At 49.6% G+C, this 20,167-nt stretch carries 14 protein-coding genes; 5 read left to right on the top strand and 9 right to left on the bottom strand.

Going from position 1 to position 20,167, the window contains the following annotated elements; all coding sequences use genetic code 11:
- The first annotated feature begins 5 nt into the window (after window positions 1–5).
- A complete protein-coding gene (gene dapB, locus NL324_RS07825) occupies window positions 6–842 on the top strand; it encodes a 4-hydroxy-tetrahydrodipicolinate reductase (RefSeq protein WP_253307006.1) in 837 nt (278 codons plus the stop codon).
- Between the two features lie 37 nt (window positions 843–879).
- On the opposite strand, the gene NL324_RS07820 is transcribed toward dapB, so the two are convergent.
- Window positions 880–2,724 (bottom strand): NEL-type E3 ubiquitin ligase domain-containing protein, encoded by a 1,845-nt coding sequence (locus NL324_RS07820; protein ID WP_253307005.1) that lies wholly within the window; start codon window positions 2,722–2,724, stop codon window positions 880–882.
- Window positions 2,725–3,109: 385 nt separating this feature from the next.
- Here NL324_RS07820 and carA point away from each other — a divergent pair, with 385 nt between their 5' ends.
- The 4 genes from carA to NL324_RS07800 all read left to right on the top strand — a co-directional run bounded on the left by carA (window position 3,110) and on the right by NL324_RS07800 (window position 10,042).
- A complete protein-coding gene (gene carA, locus NL324_RS07815) occupies window positions 3,110–4,234 on the top strand; it encodes a glutamine-hydrolyzing carbamoyl-phosphate synthase small subunit (protein WP_436298267.1) in 1,125 nt (374 codons plus the stop codon).
- Window positions 4,235–4,358: 124 nt separating this feature from the next.
- Entirely contained in the window at window positions 4,359–7,643 is a 3,285-nt protein-coding gene (gene carB / locus NL324_RS07810) for a carbamoyl-phosphate synthase large subunit (RefSeq protein ID WP_253307003.1), read from the top strand.
- Window positions 7,644–8,332: 689 nt separating this feature from the next.
- Entirely contained in the window at window positions 8,333–9,100 is a 768-nt protein-coding gene (locus tag NL324_RS07805) for an ankyrin repeat domain-containing protein (RefSeq protein WP_253307002.1), read from the top strand.
- 339 nt (window positions 9,101–9,439) lie between these two features.
- Entirely contained in the window at window positions 9,440–10,042 is a 603-nt protein-coding gene (locus tag NL324_RS07800) for a peroxiredoxin (RefSeq protein WP_253307001.1), read from the top strand.
- 132 nt (window positions 10,043–10,174) lie between these two features.
- Here the strand turns inward: NL324_RS07800 and nhaC are convergent, their stop codons facing one another.
- The 8 genes from nhaC to NL324_RS07760 form a co-directional block, all read right to left on the bottom strand.
- Window positions 10,175–11,605 (bottom strand): Na+/H+ antiporter NhaC, encoded by a 1,431-nt coding sequence (gene nhaC / locus NL324_RS07795; RefSeq protein ID WP_253307000.1) that lies wholly within the window; start codon window positions 11,603–11,605, stop codon window positions 10,175–10,177.
- Window positions 11,606–12,519: 914 nt separating this feature from the next.
- On the bottom strand, window positions 12,520–12,846 hold the full coding sequence (locus tag NL324_RS07790) for a type II toxin-antitoxin system PemK/MazF family toxin (protein ID WP_253306999.1): 327 nt from the start codon (window positions 12,844–12,846) through the stop codon (window positions 12,520–12,522).
- The gene (locus NL324_RS07785) at window positions 12,833–13,063 is read right to left on the bottom strand and encodes a DUF8778 family protein (RefSeq protein WP_253306998.1); all 231 of its coding nucleotides are present in this window, start codon (window positions 13,061–13,063) and stop codon (window positions 12,833–12,835) included. The genes NL324_RS07790 and NL324_RS07785 overlap by 14 nt, the downstream gene beginning before the upstream one ends.
- A 353-nt stretch (window positions 13,064–13,416) precedes the next feature.
- Window positions 13,417–15,828 (bottom strand): DNA topoisomerase (ATP-hydrolyzing) subunit B, encoded by a 2,412-nt coding sequence (gyrB, locus tag NL324_RS07780; RefSeq protein WP_253306997.1) that lies wholly within the window; start codon window positions 15,826–15,828, stop codon window positions 13,417–13,419.
- Between the two features lie 15 nt (window positions 15,829–15,843).
- The gene (gene recF, locus NL324_RS07775) at window positions 15,844–16,923 is read right to left on the bottom strand and encodes a DNA replication/repair protein RecF (RefSeq protein WP_253306996.1); all 1,080 of its coding nucleotides are present in this window, start codon (window positions 16,921–16,923) and stop codon (window positions 15,844–15,846) included.
- On the bottom strand, window positions 16,923–18,023 hold the full coding sequence (gene dnaN, locus NL324_RS07770; protein ID WP_253306995.1) for a DNA polymerase III subunit beta: 1,101 nt from the start codon (window positions 18,021–18,023) through the stop codon (window positions 16,923–16,925). The genes recF and dnaN overlap by 1 nt, the downstream gene beginning before the upstream one ends.
- Before the next feature lie 22 nt (window positions 18,024–18,045).
- Window positions 18,046–19,404: a chromosomal replication initiator protein DnaA gene (gene dnaA / locus NL324_RS07765; protein WP_253306994.1), complete on the bottom strand. Its 1,359-nt coding sequence runs from the start codon at window positions 19,402–19,404 to the stop codon at window positions 18,046–18,048.
- A gap of 350 nt (window positions 19,405–19,754) precedes the next feature.
- Window positions 19,755–20,165 carry a chorismate mutase gene (locus NL324_RS07760; protein WP_253306993.1) on the bottom strand — a complete coding sequence of 137 codons (411 nt, stop codon included), beginning with the start codon at window positions 20,163–20,165 and terminating at the stop codon, window positions 19,755–19,757.
- Window positions 20,166–20,167: the final 2 nt, after the last annotated feature.

Raw genomic sequence — 20,167 nt, 5'->3', positions numbered from 1 at the left:
CGCCGATGTGTAGCCCAGTGCCTATCGGCGTAGCCATCGCTGGTGCCTCAGGGCGACTGGGGCGTGCGTTGATTCAAGTGCTGCAGCAGAGTACCACCGCTCGCCTGCAGGGCGCGCTAGTATCGCCTAATTCGCCTTGGGCCGGGCAGGATGCCGGTAAGCTAGTGGGAGTAGAACCCCTAGGCGTCATCCTCACGACCAATGTATCAGAAGCATTGTTTAAGGCGGCAGTGCTCATCGACTTTACGACCCCCAGTGCTACGCTGCACCATTTAGAACGCTGTCGCCAGCAGGGGAAAGCGATGGTGATTGGGACCACTGGGTTAGAGGACAATGCACAAAGGCTAATCGCACAAACAGCCCAACAGATTGCGGTATTACAATCGGCTAACTTTAGTCTTGGTGTCCAGCTACTCTACCAGCTGGCCGCGAGTGCAGCGCGGGTACTTGGGACGGAGAGTGATATTGATATTATCGATCAACATCATCGGCATAAGCGTGATGCTCCTTCTGGAACGGCATTGGCGTTGGGTGAACGGCTAGCCAACACGCTCGGTCTGGAGTGGCCTGGCTGTTTGGATACGGTGCCCCCGGGCAGATCCACGGGGAGAGCCGCCGGTAAGATCCAGTTTGCTAGCGTTCGGAGTGGAGAGACCGTAGGAGAGCATCGTGTAAGCTTTACCCTGGCAGACGAGCAGCTGTCTATCACCCATCAGGCGATGAGTCGGCTGGCCTTTGCTAAGGGCGCGGTGCGTGCGGCGCAGTGGCTGGTCCACCAGCCAGCGGCGCACTATACCCTGCAGGATCTATTGGAGCAATCGGTTAGTCAGGGCTCCTCCTGAGTTTGCATCAACGCCAGCAGTCGTTGGCTAGATAATCTTAACCATTAGAGGCTATTGGGTAGCCTTGAGGCGTTAAATGTTTGTGAATTAACGCCTGAGTTTTTGCGAGAAACCAGGCTTTGGAGGCTGTTTGTTGCTCCTGCATGAGCTGGTGACAGCGCTGTAGATACTCCTCTTCATTGATTTCCTGCTGTTCTGAAGCCTCTTCAAGTTGCTCCATACGAGCCCCGTAGTGCGCTATAGACTCATCTTGATCATGCAGAGACTGATAATGCTGCTCTAAGTAACGTTGCCAATGTTCATTTTTAGTAATGAAATTGATGAGACTATTGGGATCTAATTTTTCAATACGCAGAATTTTATCGCCCGCCCGTTGGGCCTCTTGATCAGTCACATTTGCCATCTTTGTAAAAGTCATAGATTTAGTGCCTCCTGGAAGCTGTAACCGCTCTTTGAGTGCAATGTGATAGAACAGATGAGTTTCTACGGAATCTACTATGAAGGTTGATCGCTGATTTTCTGGGAGCGATTGTTTTTGAGCGTCCAGCTGTTTAACCTTGAGATCGGCAATTTTGTAGAGTTCTTCTTGACGAAACAGGCCACGCATAATTGTTAACAGGGCTTGATCATCTATCTTCTTGCCTTGAATACTCTCTTCAATAGCGCAGCGAGTTTCCAGCTGATTTAAAGTGGCGATGGCACGATCTGAACAGCTTTCAGCACCAATTTGTGCTTCATTAAATACAGCGGTGCATAATTCAGGATGGCGGCTCATCGTCTGGTAGAGCGCTTCGAGGCGACGGGGTACTTGATCCTGCGGATGCTTTTGATGGTGCTCTTTTAGCCTTTGCAGTAGGGTGTAAAAACTATCTGATCCCTCCACTCCCTCAAATGCTGCCCAGTCAGCACGGCGGAATAGACTAGGAGGGCTGGAAGCTCTCTGATGCAGGGTGTTGGAGGTTTGTAATCTTGTAGAGGAGACTCTCGCCTGATCGACTGGCCGCTCTCCACTCTGGTGCTGGGTTGGCTGAGGAGTGCTTATAGCAGCCTGTGGCACGGCAGCCTGGCTATGAGAGGTCGTGCTAACCGTTGAACGTGACGGTGTGACTTGCGCGCTTTCCCGATGGGGCCTGGGAGGAAAAGCTAACGGACTCACTGCATAGGGGTAGGTGCGAGCTGCTGCTGGTGCCCGATAGGCTAGGGTAGGAAAAGCTAACGGACTCACTGCATAGGAGTAGGCGTGAGCTGCTGCTGGTGTTGTTGCCTGGTAGGGTCGGGTAGTAAAAGCTAGTGGACTCGGTGCATAGATTCGTGATGATGACGCTGTCCAGTGTTGTGGCACACTCCGGGTATAGGTTGTCTGAGGCATGGCGGTAGCAGCCTGTTGCCTTTCAGCCGGGCGACTAGCCACACGAACCGTTGAACGTGACGGTGCTGCTGGTGCTGTTTCCCGATAGGGTGCAGTTACAAAAGCTGGCGGGCTCGGCGCATAGGTTTGTGAGGAGACTAAGGGGTTACTCCTCATTAAAAAGCTGGCCTGAGCAGTTCTCTGAGGTACTTTGCGGTAGTCATGCTCCATGATTTTTGGCGCATGCTTGATAGCGTAAGAGTGGCTATAGCCCCGGTAAACAGTCGGTTGTACAGAGTAGCGGATCGCTCCGCCAGAAGTTTGAAACGGATTTTGATAACGTCGAGGCATGACATCACTAGGTGCTGGTCGTCGTGATGGATTGATCAGGTGACAAGCGGGTAATAATGGTCGGGATACAGAGTAATGACGCGTATAGGGTCTGGCATGATAAGATTGGTGAGAATAAGCGGTAGTAGGAGCCCATCTTGAGCAGGCAGTCGGTGTAACAGTATTATTAATAAATCTAGGCATAATAGGACTCCTTTGAGGGATGAAATAGCTCAGTAACAGCGTATTGCTGATCTTGGGTTCTCTACAGCGCTCTGTGGATCCCACTGTTGACCTGATTTTAAAGGCTCTTTATCGCTTTAGCGGGCAAGCAGCCTCGCTTTGTAGAGAGCACCTATCTCCAATATAGGGTTTATCCTCATTGTATGGGTCAGTTTGAGTGTAGTTTTGCTAGACAGCTTTCAACGTGATCATTAGAATGCCGGCTGTTGCTCCTCCGTTAGGTTGCAAGAGGGTTGTCCTGCGCGATTGTTTGGCCTAGTAGCGGCTGCTGAGTCCTAACAGAGCGCGATCGCTGAGTTCTGTATCTTGTTAAGAGGAAGCTCGTTTGAATACCCCAGCGCTACTGATGTTAGAGGATGGGACCCCCTTTTACGGGCAATCGATTGGTGTGATGGGATCGGCTGTCGGAGAGGTGGTCTTTAATACGGCGATGACTGGCTACCAGGAGATCCTGACCGATCCCTCCTATGCACAGCAGATAGTGACCCTGACCTGTCCGCACATCGGCAACGTCGGGTGTAATCCAGACGATCAAGAGTCGGCGGCAGTTCAGGTCCGTGCCTTGATTATTCGCAATGTCCCTTTACTGACCAGCAATTTTCGGGCGCAGGAGGGATTAACAACCTACCTAAAACGTCACCAGATAGTGGCCATCGCCGAAATCGATACCCGGCAGCTAACCCACCGATTGCGCCAACAGGGGGCCCTACGTGGTTGTATCATCGCTGGCGACCAGCCCGATGCCAGTTTAGCACTACAGCAAGCACGGGCTTTTCCAGGGCTCACCGGGCGGGATCTCACCCTCCAGGTGACCACCCAAGAGCCCTATCCCTGGTGTCAAGGCGCTTGGTCACTCCCTGGCGGACTTCCCGCTGCCAAACTACCTCAGCAGCTCCCTTATCAGGTGGTCGTCTGTGATTTTGGGGTTAAGCGCACCATTTTGCGCTGTTTAGTCGATCAAGGCTGTCAGCTAACCGTGGTCCCAGCAGACACGTCGCTTGAGACGATATTGGCCTACCAGCCTGATGGTATTGTCCTCTCTAACGGGCCAGGGGATCCACAAGCGTGTGGGGCTGCTATCCAGTTGGCACAAGGGCTGCTAGAACAGCCGGTGCCGCTATTCGGCATCTGCTTGGGTCATCAGTTATTGGCCCTAGCGTGTGGGGCTACCACCTGTAAAATGAAACAGGGTCACCATGGGAGTAACCATCCGGTGCGTGATCAATCAGGGCGAGTCCTCATTACCTCACAAAATCATGAGTTTGCGGTGGATGAATCCACGTTGCCAGCCACGCTACAGGCCACCCACTGGTCACTATTTGATGGCTCTTTGCAGGGATTGCAGCATCGCTACCGGCCTGCTTTTAGCTTTCAGGGCCATCCAGAGGCGGCGCCTGGTCCGCAGGATGCCACGTCGCTATTCGCAAAGTTTATGATCTTGATGCAGCACTATCGGCGGCAGCGCCAGTGAATCGACTGCTGGCATATTAATGGGCGAGCCTACCGACACCGCACGCCCTATTTTTCTGCTTCTCCCTACGTTATCCACCCTGTGAAGTCACCCATTAGCCCTCAGATCTAGGAACTATTAGCGGATGCCAAAACGTAGCGATATCCAAACTATTTTACTGCTAGGGGCGGGTCCTATCATCATTGGACAGGCCTGTGAGTTTGATTATGCAGGAGCACAAGCCTGCAAGGCCCTTCGTGAGGAGGGCTATCGGGTCATCTTAGTGAACTCTAACCCAGCCACCATCATGACCGATCCTGATATGGCCGATGTCACCTATATTGAGCCCATCCATTGGCAGACGGTGCAAAAAATCATTGAAAAAGAGCGCCCCCAGGCTCTGCTGCCGACGATGGGGGGGCAAACTGCTTTGAACTGTGCGCTGGATTTGGCTCATCATGGGATCTTAGAGCAGTTTCAGGTAGAACTCTTAGGGGCTACGGTAGAGGCCATTGATAAAGCGGAAGATCGCCAGCAATTTAGGCAAGCTATGCAGCGGATTGGCCTTAAAACACCGCGTTCTGGCATGGCTAAATCACTGAAGGAGGCGTTTGCAGTTTTAGAGGGCCAGGAAGCGCTTGCGGGAGTGGCTAGTGAAGAGATAAAGGGGCTGGGTTTCCCCTGTATCATTCGTCCCTCTTTTACCATGGGGGGCAGTGGTGGTGGGATTGCTTATAACCGGGAGGAGTTTGAAGCCATCTGCTTGCACGGATTAGCACTATCGCCTACTCATGAGTTGCTCATCGATGCTTCGCTGATCGGTTGGAAAGAGTATGAGATGGAAGTGGTCCGTGATCAGCAAGATAACTGCATTATTGTCTGTAGTATTGAGAACTTCGATCCCATGGGGATCCACACGGGAGACTCGATCACAGTAGCCCCGGCGCAGACCTTGAGTGATAAAGAGTATCAGCTGATGCGTAACGCCGCTATTGCGGTAGTGCGTGAAATCGGGGTAGAGACTGGGGGGGCCAATGTGCAGTTTGCCGTGGATCCACAGCAGGGCGACTTGGTGGTGATCGAGATGAATCCTCGGGTGTCACGTTCATCGGCCTTGGCCTCTAAGGCTACCGGTTTTCCTATCGCCAAAGTCGCTGCTAAGTTAGCGGTGGGTTATACCTTAGATGAACTGAGCAATGATATCAGCGGTGGCCGAATGCCTGCTGCTTTTGAGCCGACGCTGGATTATGTCGTCACCAAAATTCCGCGCTTTAATTTTGAGAAATTTGCCGGGGCTAATGACCGTTTAACCACCCAGATGAAATCCGTCGGGGAGGTGATGGCTATCGGTCGTAGTTTTCCTGAGTCACTGCAGAAAGCCATGCGTGGCTTAGAGGTTGGGGCCACTGGATTCAATCCAAAAGTGGATTTAGCAGCGGAAGAGGCCTTAGCCAGGATTCGTTATGAGCTTAAAGAAGCGGGGGCAGAGCGTCTTTGGTATCTTGCTGATGCTTTTCGTGCTGGCCTCTCCCTTGAAGCGGTCTATCATTTAACCGCAATTGATCGCTGGTTTTTAGCTCATATTGAAGCCTTAGTTCAATTAGAGCAACAGGTGGCCGAGGGGGGATTTGCGGGTTTAGAGAGCAAGTTCTTGCGGCACCTGAAGCGTCAGGGCTTTGCTGATGCCCGTTTAGCCCAATTGGTGGGGGTCAGTGAGCAGCAGATCCGTCAACGGCGTTGGCTATTGACTATTTTCCCCGTCTATAAGCGGGTGGACAGCTGTGCGGCCGAATTTGCTTCAGACACCGCCTATCTCTATGCTTGCTATGATCAGGTGTGCGAAGCGCAGCCGACCCAGCGTGACAAAGTGATGATTATCGGTGGCGGGCCCAACCGCATTGGCCAAGGGATTGAGTTTGACTACTGCTGTGTCCATGCCGCCTTAGCGCTTCGTGAAGCGGGTTATGAGACTATTATGGTGAACTGTAACCCCGAGACAGTCTCGACCGACTATGATATCTCTGATCGCCTCTATTTTGAGCCGATCACTTTAGAAGATGTCTTAGAGATTGTGCGTATTGAGCAACCCAAAGGGGTCATCGTGCAATATGGTGGTCAGACACCCTTGAAGTTGGCCCGTGATCTTCAAGCGGCCGGCGTGCCGATTTTGGGGACCTCTCCTGACGCCATTGATTGTGCCGAAGATCGACAACGGTTCCAGCAGTTGATCACACAGCTGGGTTTGCAGCAGCCGGCCAATGCCTCGGTGAGTACGTTAACCCAAGCGATTGAGCAGGCTCAGGTGATTGGTTATCCTTTGGTGGTACGTCCCTCCTATGTCTTAGGGGGGCGGGCGATGGAAATTGTGTACGATGAAGTAGATTTAACGCGCTATTTCCACCAGGCCGTGACCGTTTCGAATGATGCCCCCGTACTGCTCGATCGCTTTCTTGAAGAGGCTATCGAAGTCGATGTGGATGCCATTGGTGATGGTCAGCAGGTGCTGATTGGCGGTATTTTAGAACACATCGAACAGGCTGGTGTCCACTCGGGGGATTCAGCCTGCTCACTGCCTCCTTATAGTTTGAGTGCTTTGGTCCAGCAGCAGCTGCGGCGACAGGTAGAGCAACTGGCGTTAGCGCTACCCGTTCATGGCTTAATGAATGTGCAGTTTGCCGTGCAAGGCGAACAGATCTATTTAATTGAGGTCAACCCCCGGGCGGCCAGAACAGTTCCTTTCTTATCGAAAGCGACCGGGATCCCTTTAGCCAAGGTAGCAGCGCGGGTAATGGTCGGGCAAACCCTGGCCCAGCAGCAGCTGACGGCAGCCATCACCCCGCCCTATTATGCCGTCAAACAGGTGGTGTTCCCTTTTAACAAGTTTTTAGGGGTCGATCCTATTTTAGGGCCGGAGATGCGTTCGACCGGTGAGGTGATGGGGATGGGCTCGACCTTTGCCTTGGCCTTTGCTAAGGGGATGTTCAGCGCCAGCTATCAGATGCCAAAGATTGGTCGGGCGCTGCTGTCCGTTCATGAACTGGATAAACGACGCGTAGTGGAGTTGGCCACCCAGTTGCTACAGCTGGGCTTCCAACTCGATGCAACTCATGGTACCGCGGTAGTCTTGGGCGAAGCCGAGATTAATCCACGGCTCGTCAACAAAGTGCATGAAGGGCGTCCGCATCTCCAGGACAGAATTAAAAATGGCGAGTACACCTACATTGTTAATACGACGGCTGGCCGCCAAGCCATCAGCGACTCCAAATTAATCCGTAAAACGGCGGTGCAGTACAAAGTGCCCTATGACACGACTCTGAACGGCGCTTTTGCTACGGTACAGGCCATGCAGACTGATCCGATCTCTCAAGTGGTGTCACTACAGGAGCGTCATCAGCAAATTAACGAGGCTATCCACCATCAGGCCTCCTGACAGCCTGTTGGCTTTTCCATGAACTATCCATGCAATCGGCTGAGGATGACCGAGTAAACCGTGCCTCTGTTCCCTAAAAAGAGCAGGAGCACAGACTCTCACTCAAAAGATACCTTTTTATTGCTCGTCGATGTGCCCTTAACACCCTGAAAAATCAGTGCATTTATTCCATAGCAGCACAATTGCAAAGATAGTTGTCAAAAAATAGTTTATTTTGTTTCTTTTGTCGTGTATTTTAGTGTTAAATAGTAGTTAAAATTGATTATAAGAGACAAAATATGGTCTTTTAATAACAATAATTAAGGGGTTAGCCGCTATCAGCTGGCAGGGCTTTCTCAGTCTATCAAAGCACTGCACTGTAATATCGAACAGTCAGGCAGTTGCTATTTCAATCTGTTCAGTAAACAGTAACAGTCAAGAGAGGGGTTCCTTAAAGAAAATCTTTTATAAAGATAGCGTTCTATCTATAAACAATATGATTGGATTGATATTCCTATCCATCCAGATGATAACAATGCTTTAATCGCATCAAGGCACTCACTGATTAGTGGTCTTAATATTTTTTAAGACGATTATTGAGAGTACAGGATAGGTTGCTGAATCAATATCATGATAAAACAGTCAACCTAGTCAATAAAATTTTTTATAACTATTTTTAATTTAATTTTTTTAAAAAGGACAGAACCCTAATGCAGATACAAAAAAACCTTGAAAAAAATGAAGATTTACCCTTGAGAAAGGCTGCTTTAAAAGGAAAACTTCATGAAGTCAATAAACTATTAAAAGAAGGTGAAGATGTTAATGGTTTGAGCCCTGGGAATAACACGGCATTAATGGGGGCTGCGCTTAATAATCATGCTAATGTTGCTACAGATCTAATAGATAAAGGAGCAGCCAATATTTCATTAATTAATAGCAAAAAAAAAGATGCTATTGATATAGCCTGTGACGCAGAATCTTATGATTTTTTAAATGTTATTGATTCTTCTTTATTTGATGATGAACCGTATCACACAGAAAGGTTTAATAAAACTCCTGATAATATTTCCATTTGTAATAATAAAAATCTTAGAATGATTAAGATACAGGAGATAGAAAATCATGCTGTAAAGTATAGAGAAACCCTGAAAAATATAACATCAAAAACACCTTTATTAACATCAGCAGCAGTTGCGGTCACCGCGGCAACAACAGGAATTATAAATACCGTAGAGAGTACTTTTCAAATAAGTAATGCCTCTCTGGTAAACCAGACGGTTACTAGTCTAGCAGCGTTTAATCCTGATAATTCTGAAAACATGGGCTTGTTAACGATGGCCGCTGTAGGAGTAGCCGCTGTGGGCCTCGTGGGTGGCTTAGTATGGGGAACACGAACTTGTTTGAATCTCAATAAAACAGTTAAAAATTATGATCTAAATCCACACTCGACAGAGCTCTCCCTAATCGAACATTCCTGATAGGTTAGTCGAGCGGTGGTCCTTCCTGACCAGCCGCTCGCAGAACGGTGCAGAGATCTGGCGATCCACACTGCTTCCGTGAGATCTCCCACCCCACCCCACCCCACCCCACCCCGGTACAGACCTATTTTGGTCATCGATGGCTGCTGCGGTTTGTTCTGCTCTATTCTATCGATCATGAATGAGACACCCTGTCTTAAGAGTAGGGTATTTTTAGAGCGATTGGTATTCAACAGTCAGAAGCATTGCCATCGTGGACGTGAGTTGATTACACTGCTAGTAGTCGCCGCTGCATTGCGGTGGAGGGTTAGTTTTTTGTTGAATCAATGAGGTCACGTTATGGTATTAGTGGGGCGTCCGGTTCCTGATTTCACAGCGGCTGCAGTGCTGGGAGAGGGGACTATTCAAGAGCATTTTAATTTAAAACAGCACATTAGCGGCAAAATGGCAGTCCTGTTCTTTTACCCGTTGGATTTCACCTTTGTCTGTCCTTCAGAGCTGATCGCCTTTGATCACCGCTACCCGGAGTTCCAGAGTAAAGGGGTAGAGATCATTGGGATCTCCATCGATTCACAATTTACGCATAGTGCTTGGCGGAACACTGCGATTCAGCAAGGGGGGATAGGTCCAGTCCGCTACCCCTTGGTAGCCGATATTAAACATGCTATTTGCCAAGCGTTCGGCGTCGAGCATCCTCAAGCCGGGGTGGCTTTACGCGCCTCCTTTTTGATTGATCAACACAGTATTGTGCGCCATATGGTGGTCAATGATCTGCCACTAGGCCGTAATGTGGATGAGATGCTACGGATGGTGGATGCCCTGCAATTTCACCAGAAGCATGGTGAGGTCTGCCCGGCACAATGGCAATCGGGACAACCAGGCATGCAAGCCAGCACTCAAGGGGTGGCCGATTACTTAAGCCAGCATGCGGGTAAGTTGTAAAGGATTTGCTGAATAACCTAATGCAGGTGATTCAACTCAGCCCTTCGCCGACAAGCTCTGTTAGCGAAGGGCTAGGCTGTTCAATCATGCAGCAGTGCTTTCACCTCTGCGCTGTGCAATCCCACCCGCCTATTAGCTTAATTCAGTGCATTCTGCACCTTTTAGCGGCTGTTCTAACCGCGTAGTTTGCTGGGTCGAGTGTACAAATTTACCGCTATAAGCAGTGATTAACGTCACTGCAATACAGGAGAAACTAAGCCACATATAAGGCAGATAGGCTAGGGTGGAGACCCCGAGTATTTGGCTCATAAAAATACCGTTATCGCTCCAAGGCACCATGCCACAGGTCAGGGTGCCACCGAACTCAGCATTGCGTGAGAGATCCTCACGGGCAATGTTTAATCGGTCATAGTGTTTCTTCATAATGCCGGGTGTTAAGATCAAGGAGACATACATAGCACTGCCAAACAGATTCCAGAAAAAAGCCACCAGCAAGGTGATCAGTGATAGATTCCCAGGATGGGTCACTCGGCGTTCAATGAGGCGTGAAATCACTGTGAGCGCGCCAATTTTTTCTAGCAGGCCCCCCAAGCCCAGTCCAAAAATAATCACGATAATGGAATTCAACATCGATTCGATGCCGCCTTGGTTTAATAGTTTATTAATCAATAAGAGGTCGGTGTGGATGGTCCGCGGATGATAGAGGGAGTGTAGCGCCCCTTTGAGGGGGGAGTGTTGCACCAGAACGGCCCAAACTAAGCCTAATAGAGCTCCCAGGCTGATCACCAAAAAAGCGGGTTGCTGCTTCATTAATAGTAGTAGCACGATAGCCACGGGGAGAAACGCTAACGGTGTAATATGAAACAGCGCAGCCAGGGTTTGGGTCACCTGGTTGACCTGTGCCAGATCAACTTCACCGCCATAACGGTAGCCAACTACGGTGAAGAGTAGGGCCGTGATGACATAACTGATTAAGGAGATTGGCAACATATTTCTAATGTGCTTGACCACCTCCACTTCGGACATCGTTGCGGCCAGGATCACTGAATCGGAGAGCGGGGATAGCTTGTCTCCAAAATAGACGCCGGAGAGCACTGCTCCAGCCACTAATGGCAAGGGGATCGATAGGCTGCACCCAATGCTCATCATAGCAATGCCAGTCGTCGCGGCAGCGCCCCAAGAGGTTCCGGTGGCCAGCGAGGTTAGGGAGCAGATCACTAAAGTAATCACCAGGAAAAATGAGGGATGAATCAGCTTTAAGCCATAATAAATAATCGCTGGAACAATACCGCCAGCTAGCCAACTGCCGACTAAAGCACCGACCGCAATTAAAATTAATACAGCCCCCAAACCATTGCTAATACTGCGAATGGCTGCAGCTTCTAGGCTGGCATAATCATGGCCTAGCCAACGGCCGAGCAGTAACATAATGAACCAGCCCATAAATAGGGCCAGTTGTACCGGGAGATCTAACCAGGTATTAAATGAGAACGTTAAAAAAATAAATAGGCTCAAGGCGGTAAAAAGTTGTGGTAATGAGGGTAAACGAGTCGATGATTTCATAGTATCCCTAGGCGCTCTAGCCTATCCTGCAAAGATAGGTGCTAGAGTGGTGATGTTTTTAGCGGTTTATCAGTAATGGTTATTAGCATGGCACGGCGCGCTAAGGCCAACGTTAGTGTGAGGCGAGTCACACTGGAGTCAGTGTCGAGTGCTAAAGTCTACCAAATTCCGTCCACGAATCAGATAGCACTTTTTTCAAATGCTTGAGGACTTTCAGCACTACACAGTGACATAAAGTGTGACAAACTATAGCACAGACGCCGAAAAAGTTGAAATATCTCTGATTCAATCCGCAGAAATATGCCCAGCCAAGGATCATTCATCAAGAAGCGCTCTTAGCTATCCGAGCTTAGGGGGAGAGTAGCTCTATTAAGCGACCGACAATCTCTATAGGGCCGTTCTGAATAGCATTTAAAAGTTATTCATTGACTCTATTCATAAAAAATTAACCAGTTGTTAACCTAAACATAGGTGGAAGAGGAAAATTATCTGGAAAACCACAATAAGATTTGTATCAAGTATGTTACCCCAGACGCCTGAGGGAACCAGGTAGAGCAGAATAATTTAAATAGGAGCAGCACTAAGCGTGCTGATACCCCTATTAACCTTAGGAACCACTGCTTCAACAGAAGATCTTTCGCAATCAAAATTCATAGGTTCAGCTATATCTAGAGCGGCAACCATTCAGGAAACTGCGCCCTAAAAGCACACACGGTGAACTTGGATGGGCCTAGGTAGCGTTGGGCCTGCTCCCAGGCTACTAACAGAGCTCTAAAGGCGCTATAGCTCCATAACAGCAAACCAATCTCCCTATAAAACACCGTTTTCAAGAATAGGGAAAACCATCACTCAGAGGCTTAGAGATACTCAGTGGCGGCGAAATGTCCTCAGGTCGTGGTTTCGCCCTACTGGGCCTACCGTGGTAACGCCAAATGAACCTTGATCGCATCCTCAACCGCCAGCATGTCGGATTTAGATAGTTTTCCAAGCTGTTTTTTGAGTCGCAACTTATCAGCCGCCATGATTTGATCGGCCATCGCTTTGCTACTCTGCCCGCCTACCGTCACAATAGCTTCACCTGGATACTCTCTCCCTGTATTGCCAGTCACCGGCACGACGACTACACGCGCTAGATTCCGGTTAGCAGCATCATTGCTCACAATCACGGCAGGACGCCTCTTGCAAATCTCACTCCCAATAGTTGGATCAAATTCAACCCACCATACTTCACCGCGTTGCATCAGCCAGGTCTCCGGAAAGAGCGTTGCACCACTTCATTGCTTCAGTTTCGCGCACTTTATCGGCAGCCATCGCTTGATAAGCCTCCTCAAGCGAGGTATCCACCACATGCGGCCTCACTAAATCCTCAATGAATTGGCTCATTCGCCTCTTACCAACCGTCCGATATAGTCCTTCATACACCACTTCATCCAGTGTGATTGTCATTCTCTTGTGCATATTATACCCATTTATACGTTATACGTATAACGTATATTAAAACATTTTAAGAATTTTCTCAACTCTCACAAAAAAGGAGAAGTCTTGGCCTTATCAGGATGATCACCTCCAGACGATTGCTCACCATCTGTTTTTAAAATAGGAGAAATCTTTGAAGCCTGCTTCAAGGCCACAGGCATCTCAACAAAAGGTTTTGCCACTACCGGATAGTGAACATAGGTTGATCTTCCCCCGAATGGATGGACACATCGAAGCCAAACGATATAGGCTGCTTGATTTTCTTTGAATTCCTATCCCTGAGAACTTCCGCAAAGCTCATTCATTTCCTCCGGCGTCGCCTGACACGACAAACGTTAGATATCAAGGTTAGCGACACTCAAGGCATTCTTTTCAATAAAGGCACGACGGGGTTCGACATCATCACCCATGAGGGTACTAAACAGTTGATCAGCTGTGATGGCATCGTGAATCGAGACCTGTAGCATCCGCCGATTCTGCGGATCCATGGTGGTCTCCCACAGTTGTTCGGCATTCATCTCGCCCAATCCTTTGTAGCGTTGCACTGCAAGACCCCGACTAGCCTCTTGGATCAGCCAGGCAACTGCCTGTTCAAAACGACTGATTGGTAGCCGGCGTTCCCCTCGGCTGATGCAAGCTTCAGCTTCAAGCAGGGTGGAGAATTGCTGGCTATACTCTGCCAGCTTGCGGTACTCATCACTGTGAACAAAAGTCACATCTAGTCGATAGGGGCGTTCAATCCCATGGGTTTTAATGTGAATGATTGGCTCAATCAGTGGCTGTTCTGGGGTCTCCTGTAGGGTAAAGCGGTAGTGGCTACCCTGTTGTTCTTGCGTGTTTAATGCGGTGGTCAGCGTGTGACACCACTCGGTGAGGCGAGCGCTATCGGTTAAATGGCCATCGGTCAGACGCGGTTGATAGATCAACTGATTGAGTAACGCGCGTGGGTACAGGCGTTCCCAACGGTCAATAAAGCGTTGTAGGCGGTAGTGTTCCTGCACCAACTTCTCTAGAGCCACGCCATGGATGGGAGGCGCTTCGGCATGGATAAATAGGTTAGCGCCTTCCAGCGCTAGGCCAATTTGATACTGCCTTAAGGCATCATCATCTTTGATATAGTGCTCTTGTTTGCCTTTTTTAACTTTGTAGAGTGGCGGTTGCGCGATATAGAGATGGCCACGTTCAATGAGTTCCGGCATCTGGCGGTAGAAGAAGGTCAGCAGTAGGGTACGGATATGGGAACCATCAATATCAGCATCCGTCATAATGATGATACTGTGGTAGCGCAGTTTATCAGGATTATACTCATCACGACCTATACCACAGCCCAAAGCGGTAATGAGCGTGACCACCTCTTGAGAGGAGAGCATTTTATCAAACCGCGCTTTCTCAATATTGAGGATTTTACCTTTTAAGGGCAGGATCGCTTGATTTTTACGGGAGCGCCCCTGTTTAGCCGAGCCGCCGGCGGAGTCCCCTTCCACAATATAGAGCTCAGACAGTGCGGGATCCCGCTCTTGGCAGTCAGCCAGCTTACCGGGCAGTCCGGCAAGATCGAGCGCTCCTTTGCGCCGCGTTAATTCACGGGCCTTACGGGCAGCCTCCCGGGCGCGGGCGGCATCGATGATTTTATTGACAACTATTTTGGCATCCTGTGGGTATTCTAGTAAAAATTCGGTCAATTTTTCGGAGACTATCGATTCCACGAGAGGCTTGACCTCAGAGGAGATTAGCTTCTCTTTAGTTTGTGAAGAGAATTTCGGATCAGGCACTTTAACGGAAACGATAGCGGTTAACCCTTCGCGGGCATCATCGCCAATCGCCTGTATCTTGGCTTTTTTAAGGAACCCTTCGTGTTCCATATAGTGATTGAGCGTCCGGGTCATGGCCCCCCGAAATCCGGCTAAATGGCTGCCGCCATCCCGCTGAGGAATATTGTTGGTAAAACAGTAGACATTTTCTTGGAAGCCCTCGTTCCATTGAAGAGCCACTTCGATCTCAACGCCCTCTTTCTCACCCCGGCAATAAAATACCGTGGGGTGGATCACTTTTTTGTGTTGATTCAGGTAGTTGATAAAGGACTTAACGCCCCCTTCATGCTTGAACTGATCCTGTTGATCAGAGCGCTCATCTACGAGGGTAATGGCGATGCCAGCGTTGAGGAAGGAGAGTTCCCGCAGCCGCTTAGCCAAGATCTCATAGTCAAATTCTACATGACTAAAAATGGTCAGACTGGGCCAAAAGCGGATATGGGTTCCGGTGGTTTCAGCATCTCCAATGACTTTCAGGGGGGCTTGCGGTTCCCCTAAGTGGTAGATTTGCTCATACTTTTTACCATTGCGGCTGATGGTTAAGAGCAAGCGATCAGAGAGGGCATTGACGACTGAAACCCCTACCCCATGCAGACCGCCGGAGACTTTATAGGCATTGTCATCGAATTTGCCACCGGCATGCAGTACGGTCATAATCACTTGTGCGGCTGAAAACCCCTCACCGGCGTGTATATCCACTGGGATCCCACGGCCGTCGTCTTGCACACTGACCGAGTAGTCTTGATGCAGGAGGATGGTAATATTTTTGCAATAACCAGCCAGGGCTTCGTCAATGGCATTGTCCACGACTTCAAACACCATATGGTGTAGGCCGGAGCCATCATCAGTATCTCCAATATACATTCCTGGACGTTTACGGACGGCATCTAGCCCTTTAAGTACTTTAATACTGGAGGAGTCATAAGTCGTGGGCATGAAATTCCCTTATTACTAGTCTGATGTGTTTATTGTGCCATGTTCTATCGAGAACAGTTTGCCTTTTTCATCTATTAAATCAGCGATCTGTTGCTGATCAAGTGCACTGGCAAAGAGCTGGCAGTCGATTTGTTTAAGACAATGAATGAGTAACTGACGTCGACGATGATCTAATTCGGCGGGAAAATCGTCTAATAAGTAGGTACAGTCACGGCCGGTGTGTTGGTTAAAAAAGGCTCCCTGGGCTAAGCGTAGCCCGTAGAGCAGCAGCTTTAACTCTCCACGGGATAAGCAGGTTGCCGCTGGCTGGCCATTGGTACGGATGTGGAGATCAGCCCGATGAGGCCCTAGCAGGGTGTAGGTGGCAGCACGATCCCGTGGGAACTGTTGAGCTAATAGTGGCTGGTAGTCCCGCTGTGGATCCCAGCCGCGCTGAAAATTGCAGGTAAATTGGTACTCAGGTAGTAATTGTGTCCAGGTTGCCGTCAGGTGGTTGAGTAATCCAGCACAGTACTCGGCACGCCAGTGGCTGAGCTGCTCTGACAAGGGGACTAAGGCTTGATCCCACCCTTGCAGGGCTGAGTAATGGCGGGCATCCTTGAGTAGGGCATTACGCTGTTGCAATAATCGTCGTACCTGATTCCAAACGGTTAAAAAAGCGGGTTGCTGATGAAAACAGCCCCAATCTATAAAAGCACAGCGGAATTTAGGGGCGCCGTTCAGCAGTAAGAGACTCTCTGGCGTTAACAGTTGGATTGGCAATAGTTGCGCTAGTTCAGCGATCTTATGGCCATCAACTCCCTCAATACGAACTTGTGTAGTGCCTTGACGTGTTTTCCGGATCCCAATCTGTCGAAGCTTGGTGGCCTGCTGAAGCGCCCCATGGATGACTAGAGCGGATTCTCCATAGTGTATCACCTGAGCGGCCAATGGTTGGCGAAAACTTCGTCCATGTCCCAGCATATAAATGGCTTCGAGTATGCTGGTTTTACCGCTTCCATTAGCACCCAATAGTCCATTGAAACGAGGGCTTAAGCTTAAATCAGCCGAAGCAATGTTACGACAATGCGTGATTAGCAAGCGGTTCAGAGCCATTAGAGACGCAGTGGCATCACCACATAGGAGGCCTCTTGATGGGCGCAATCTTCAATGGCAATGCCAGAGACCCCATCGGTTAAGCACAAACGTACCCGCTCGCATTTTAGTGCATTAAGGATATCTAATAGGTAACTGACATTAATCCCAATCTCTAGAGGCGCTTGTTGGTAATCAACCGCTAGCAGCTCTTCAGCCTCTTCCTGTTCAGGATTATTCGCCGTGATCTTAAGCTCTCCTGCAGTTAGGAACAGCCGTACGCCCCGGCCCTTCTCATTCGATAAAATAGCGGCACGAATTAAAGCTTGACGCAGTTCATGGCCATCGGCCTCGAGGATTTTATCAGCCTGTTGAGGCAGTACCAAACGGTAGTTCGGGAAGCGGCCATCCAGCAGTTTGGCGGTAAAAATGGTGTTATTCAGGGTAGCACGGAGATTATTCCGTCCAAACTGGAGCTGTACAGGGGCCTCGCCACCATCGAGCAACCTGGACAACTCTAGTACACCCTTACGAGGCACAATAGCCGCTTGTACTGGCACACTCTCTGAGAGGACGTGGTTACAGATTGCCAGGCGATGGCCATCAGTGGCTACCGTTCGTAGCAGTTGCGGTGCTGTCTCAAACAGCATGCCATTCAAGTGATAGCGTACATCTTGATGGGCCATGGAGAATTGTGTACGGTCGATGAGTCGTTTTAAGGTGGCCTGTGGCAGTGAGAAGGTCACTTGACCGTGCCAACTCTCGAGGTTAGGAAAGTGATCAGCCGGGAGGGTAGAGAGTACGAAACGGCTGCGTCCTGATTGTAGAATCACTTGGTTTTTAACCAGGGTCACGGTTAAGCTTGCGGCCTCAGGTAGTCCTCGACAGATCTCTAAAAATTTACGGGCTGGGACGGTAATGCTGCCACTCTGGTAGTCGCCCGTTAGCGGGAGTTGGGCGACCATCTCAACTTCAAGATCAGTGCCGGTTAGTGACAAAACGGCCTCGTTGATCTGTAGCAATAGGTGATGCAAAATCGGTTGTAGCGGTCGGCTACTGAGGGCACTGGTGACTTGCTGTAGTGGTTTGAGGAGGGTTTCACGGATCAGAGTAAATTTCATAGAGAGCGCCAGGAACCGGTGATTAGGAGGACAATGTGCGGATTAAATTAGAATAATCCTCTTTAATATCATGGGTATCTTCACGCAGCTGCTCAATTTTCCGACAGGCATGCAGCACCGTAGTGTGGTCACGCCCACCGAAGGCATCACCGATTTCAGGCAGGCTATGGTTGGTCAGCTCTTTGGCGAGTGCCATGGCCATCTGCCGAGGCCGTGCCACCGAGCGGGAACGACGCTTAGAGAGCAGATCAGCCATTTTAACTTTATAGTATTCTGCAACGGTTTTTTGAATATTATCGATGGTCACCAGTTTATCTTGTAGTGCTAAGAGATCACGCAGGGCTTCTCTGACAAAATCGATAGTAATCGGCCGGCCGGTGAAGTTAGCATTGGCAATCACGCGATTGAGCGCCCCTTCCAATTCGCGCACATTAGATCGTAGTCGTTTTGCGATAAAAAAGGCTACCTCATCGGGGAGGTAGAACCCATTTTCATCCGCTTTACGCATCAAAATAGCCACCCGGGTTTCCAGCTCTGGTGGCTCAATGGCCACCGTTAAGCCCCAGCCAAAGCGTGATTTCAAGCGATCTTCTACTCCTTTAATCTCTTTAGGATAGCGATCAGAGGTCAGGATGATCTGTTGATTACCTTCTAATAGCGCATTAAAGGTATGAAAAAACTCCTCTTGTGAGCGCTCTTTATTTGCAAAAAATTGAATATCATCAATGAGCAGGGCATCGACGCTACGGTAATAACGCTTGAACTCTTCAATGGCATTATTCTGCAGCGCCTTCACCATATCTTGGACAAAGCGTTCCGAATGCATATAGACCACCTTAGCCTGGATTTTACGGGAACTGATACCGTTGGCTACCGCGTGCAGCAGGTGCGTTTTCCCCAAACCCGTGCCGCCATACAAAAACAGCGGATTGTAGGCTCCCCCAGGATTATCGGCCACCTGGCGTGCAGCCGCCCGTGCTAGTTGGTTGGATTTTCCTTCAACAAAATTGTCGAAGGTGTGTTTAGTATTCACATTAGAACGGTATAGCTGTCCGGGTTGTACTGTTTTAGCGCTGCGTAACGGGGAGGCCACGGGCTCCACTGGATGGGCAACGCTTTTAGCGGCAGGTTGCGGTGAGTTATGTCCGATTGCAAAGTGCAATTGAAGCTTTTGGTCGCCACAAAAGTCGTCGAGGAGACGGTTAATGTTATTTAAATATTTTTCTCGAACCCAATCCAAAACGAATCGATTGGGCGCATACAATACTAACGTATTATCTTGAAGCCCCGCCTGTAAGGGCCGGATCCACATACTAAATTCAGTAGTTGGCAGCTCTTCTTGCAGTCGGGTAAGACAGTGTTGCCAAAGCGGAAGTGACACAGCGAACTCCAATCGAACTCAACCAACAGATCATGAGAGACTCGTCCGTCCGTTAGATAAGCCATGTTGTGACGGCCTGTTGATCAGCCGATTGTCCACGATATAGGTTAGGCAACAGCCACACTATGGATGGACCTACCAAGTCACCGCATCGGACGAACGTTTATGTTTATAACTATGGTTTGTCTTGCTCCGTGAGATAAGGCGATCAGGCTTAATCAGCGGTCAACCACCGGTCTCTCACGCCATTGCCGCTAGTATAAACCAGGAAGGGCAGATGATGCGAGCGAGAATGCCGAGGAGAGTCACCGAGCGAACCCCAATGTAACGGTATGCTTAAGCCTTTCCACCTAACCAGGGCGCTTAGTCGAAGACAGGGGGCTGCACCGGTTATGATCATGAAAGCCACGGGTGGCTTGATTGTCGTCCACCAGAGTGGGCTCAATCGATAACTGCTGTTGCAGCACGAGTGCGTGCCGAAAGATAACTTGGAATACCTGAGTAATATACTCTGTGGCCAGCTGTTGCTGCTGCCCGGAGGCCAGCAAAATTTGTAGCAGCTGTTGCTCTCTTTGGGGATCATAGAACGGCAGCTGCTGTTGCAACTTGCACTGTCCAACCTGTAGGACCAGGCGCTGGCGCTCCGCTAGTAATATCAACAGCTGTTGATCGACCGTGGTGATCTGTTGACGCAGTAGCCCTAATGAGCTGGTGTCTCCTGGTAGGGCTACCGGTTCATCAGTGATAACGTTGTGGTTCAAGT

Source organism: unidentified bacterial endosymbiont, assembly GCF_918320885.1.
Taxonomy (GTDB): Bacteria; Pseudomonadota; Gammaproteobacteria; order Enterobacterales.
Note: the sequence above shows the minus strand (reverse complement) of the source record. Positions and strands in the feature narration are given on the sequence as shown.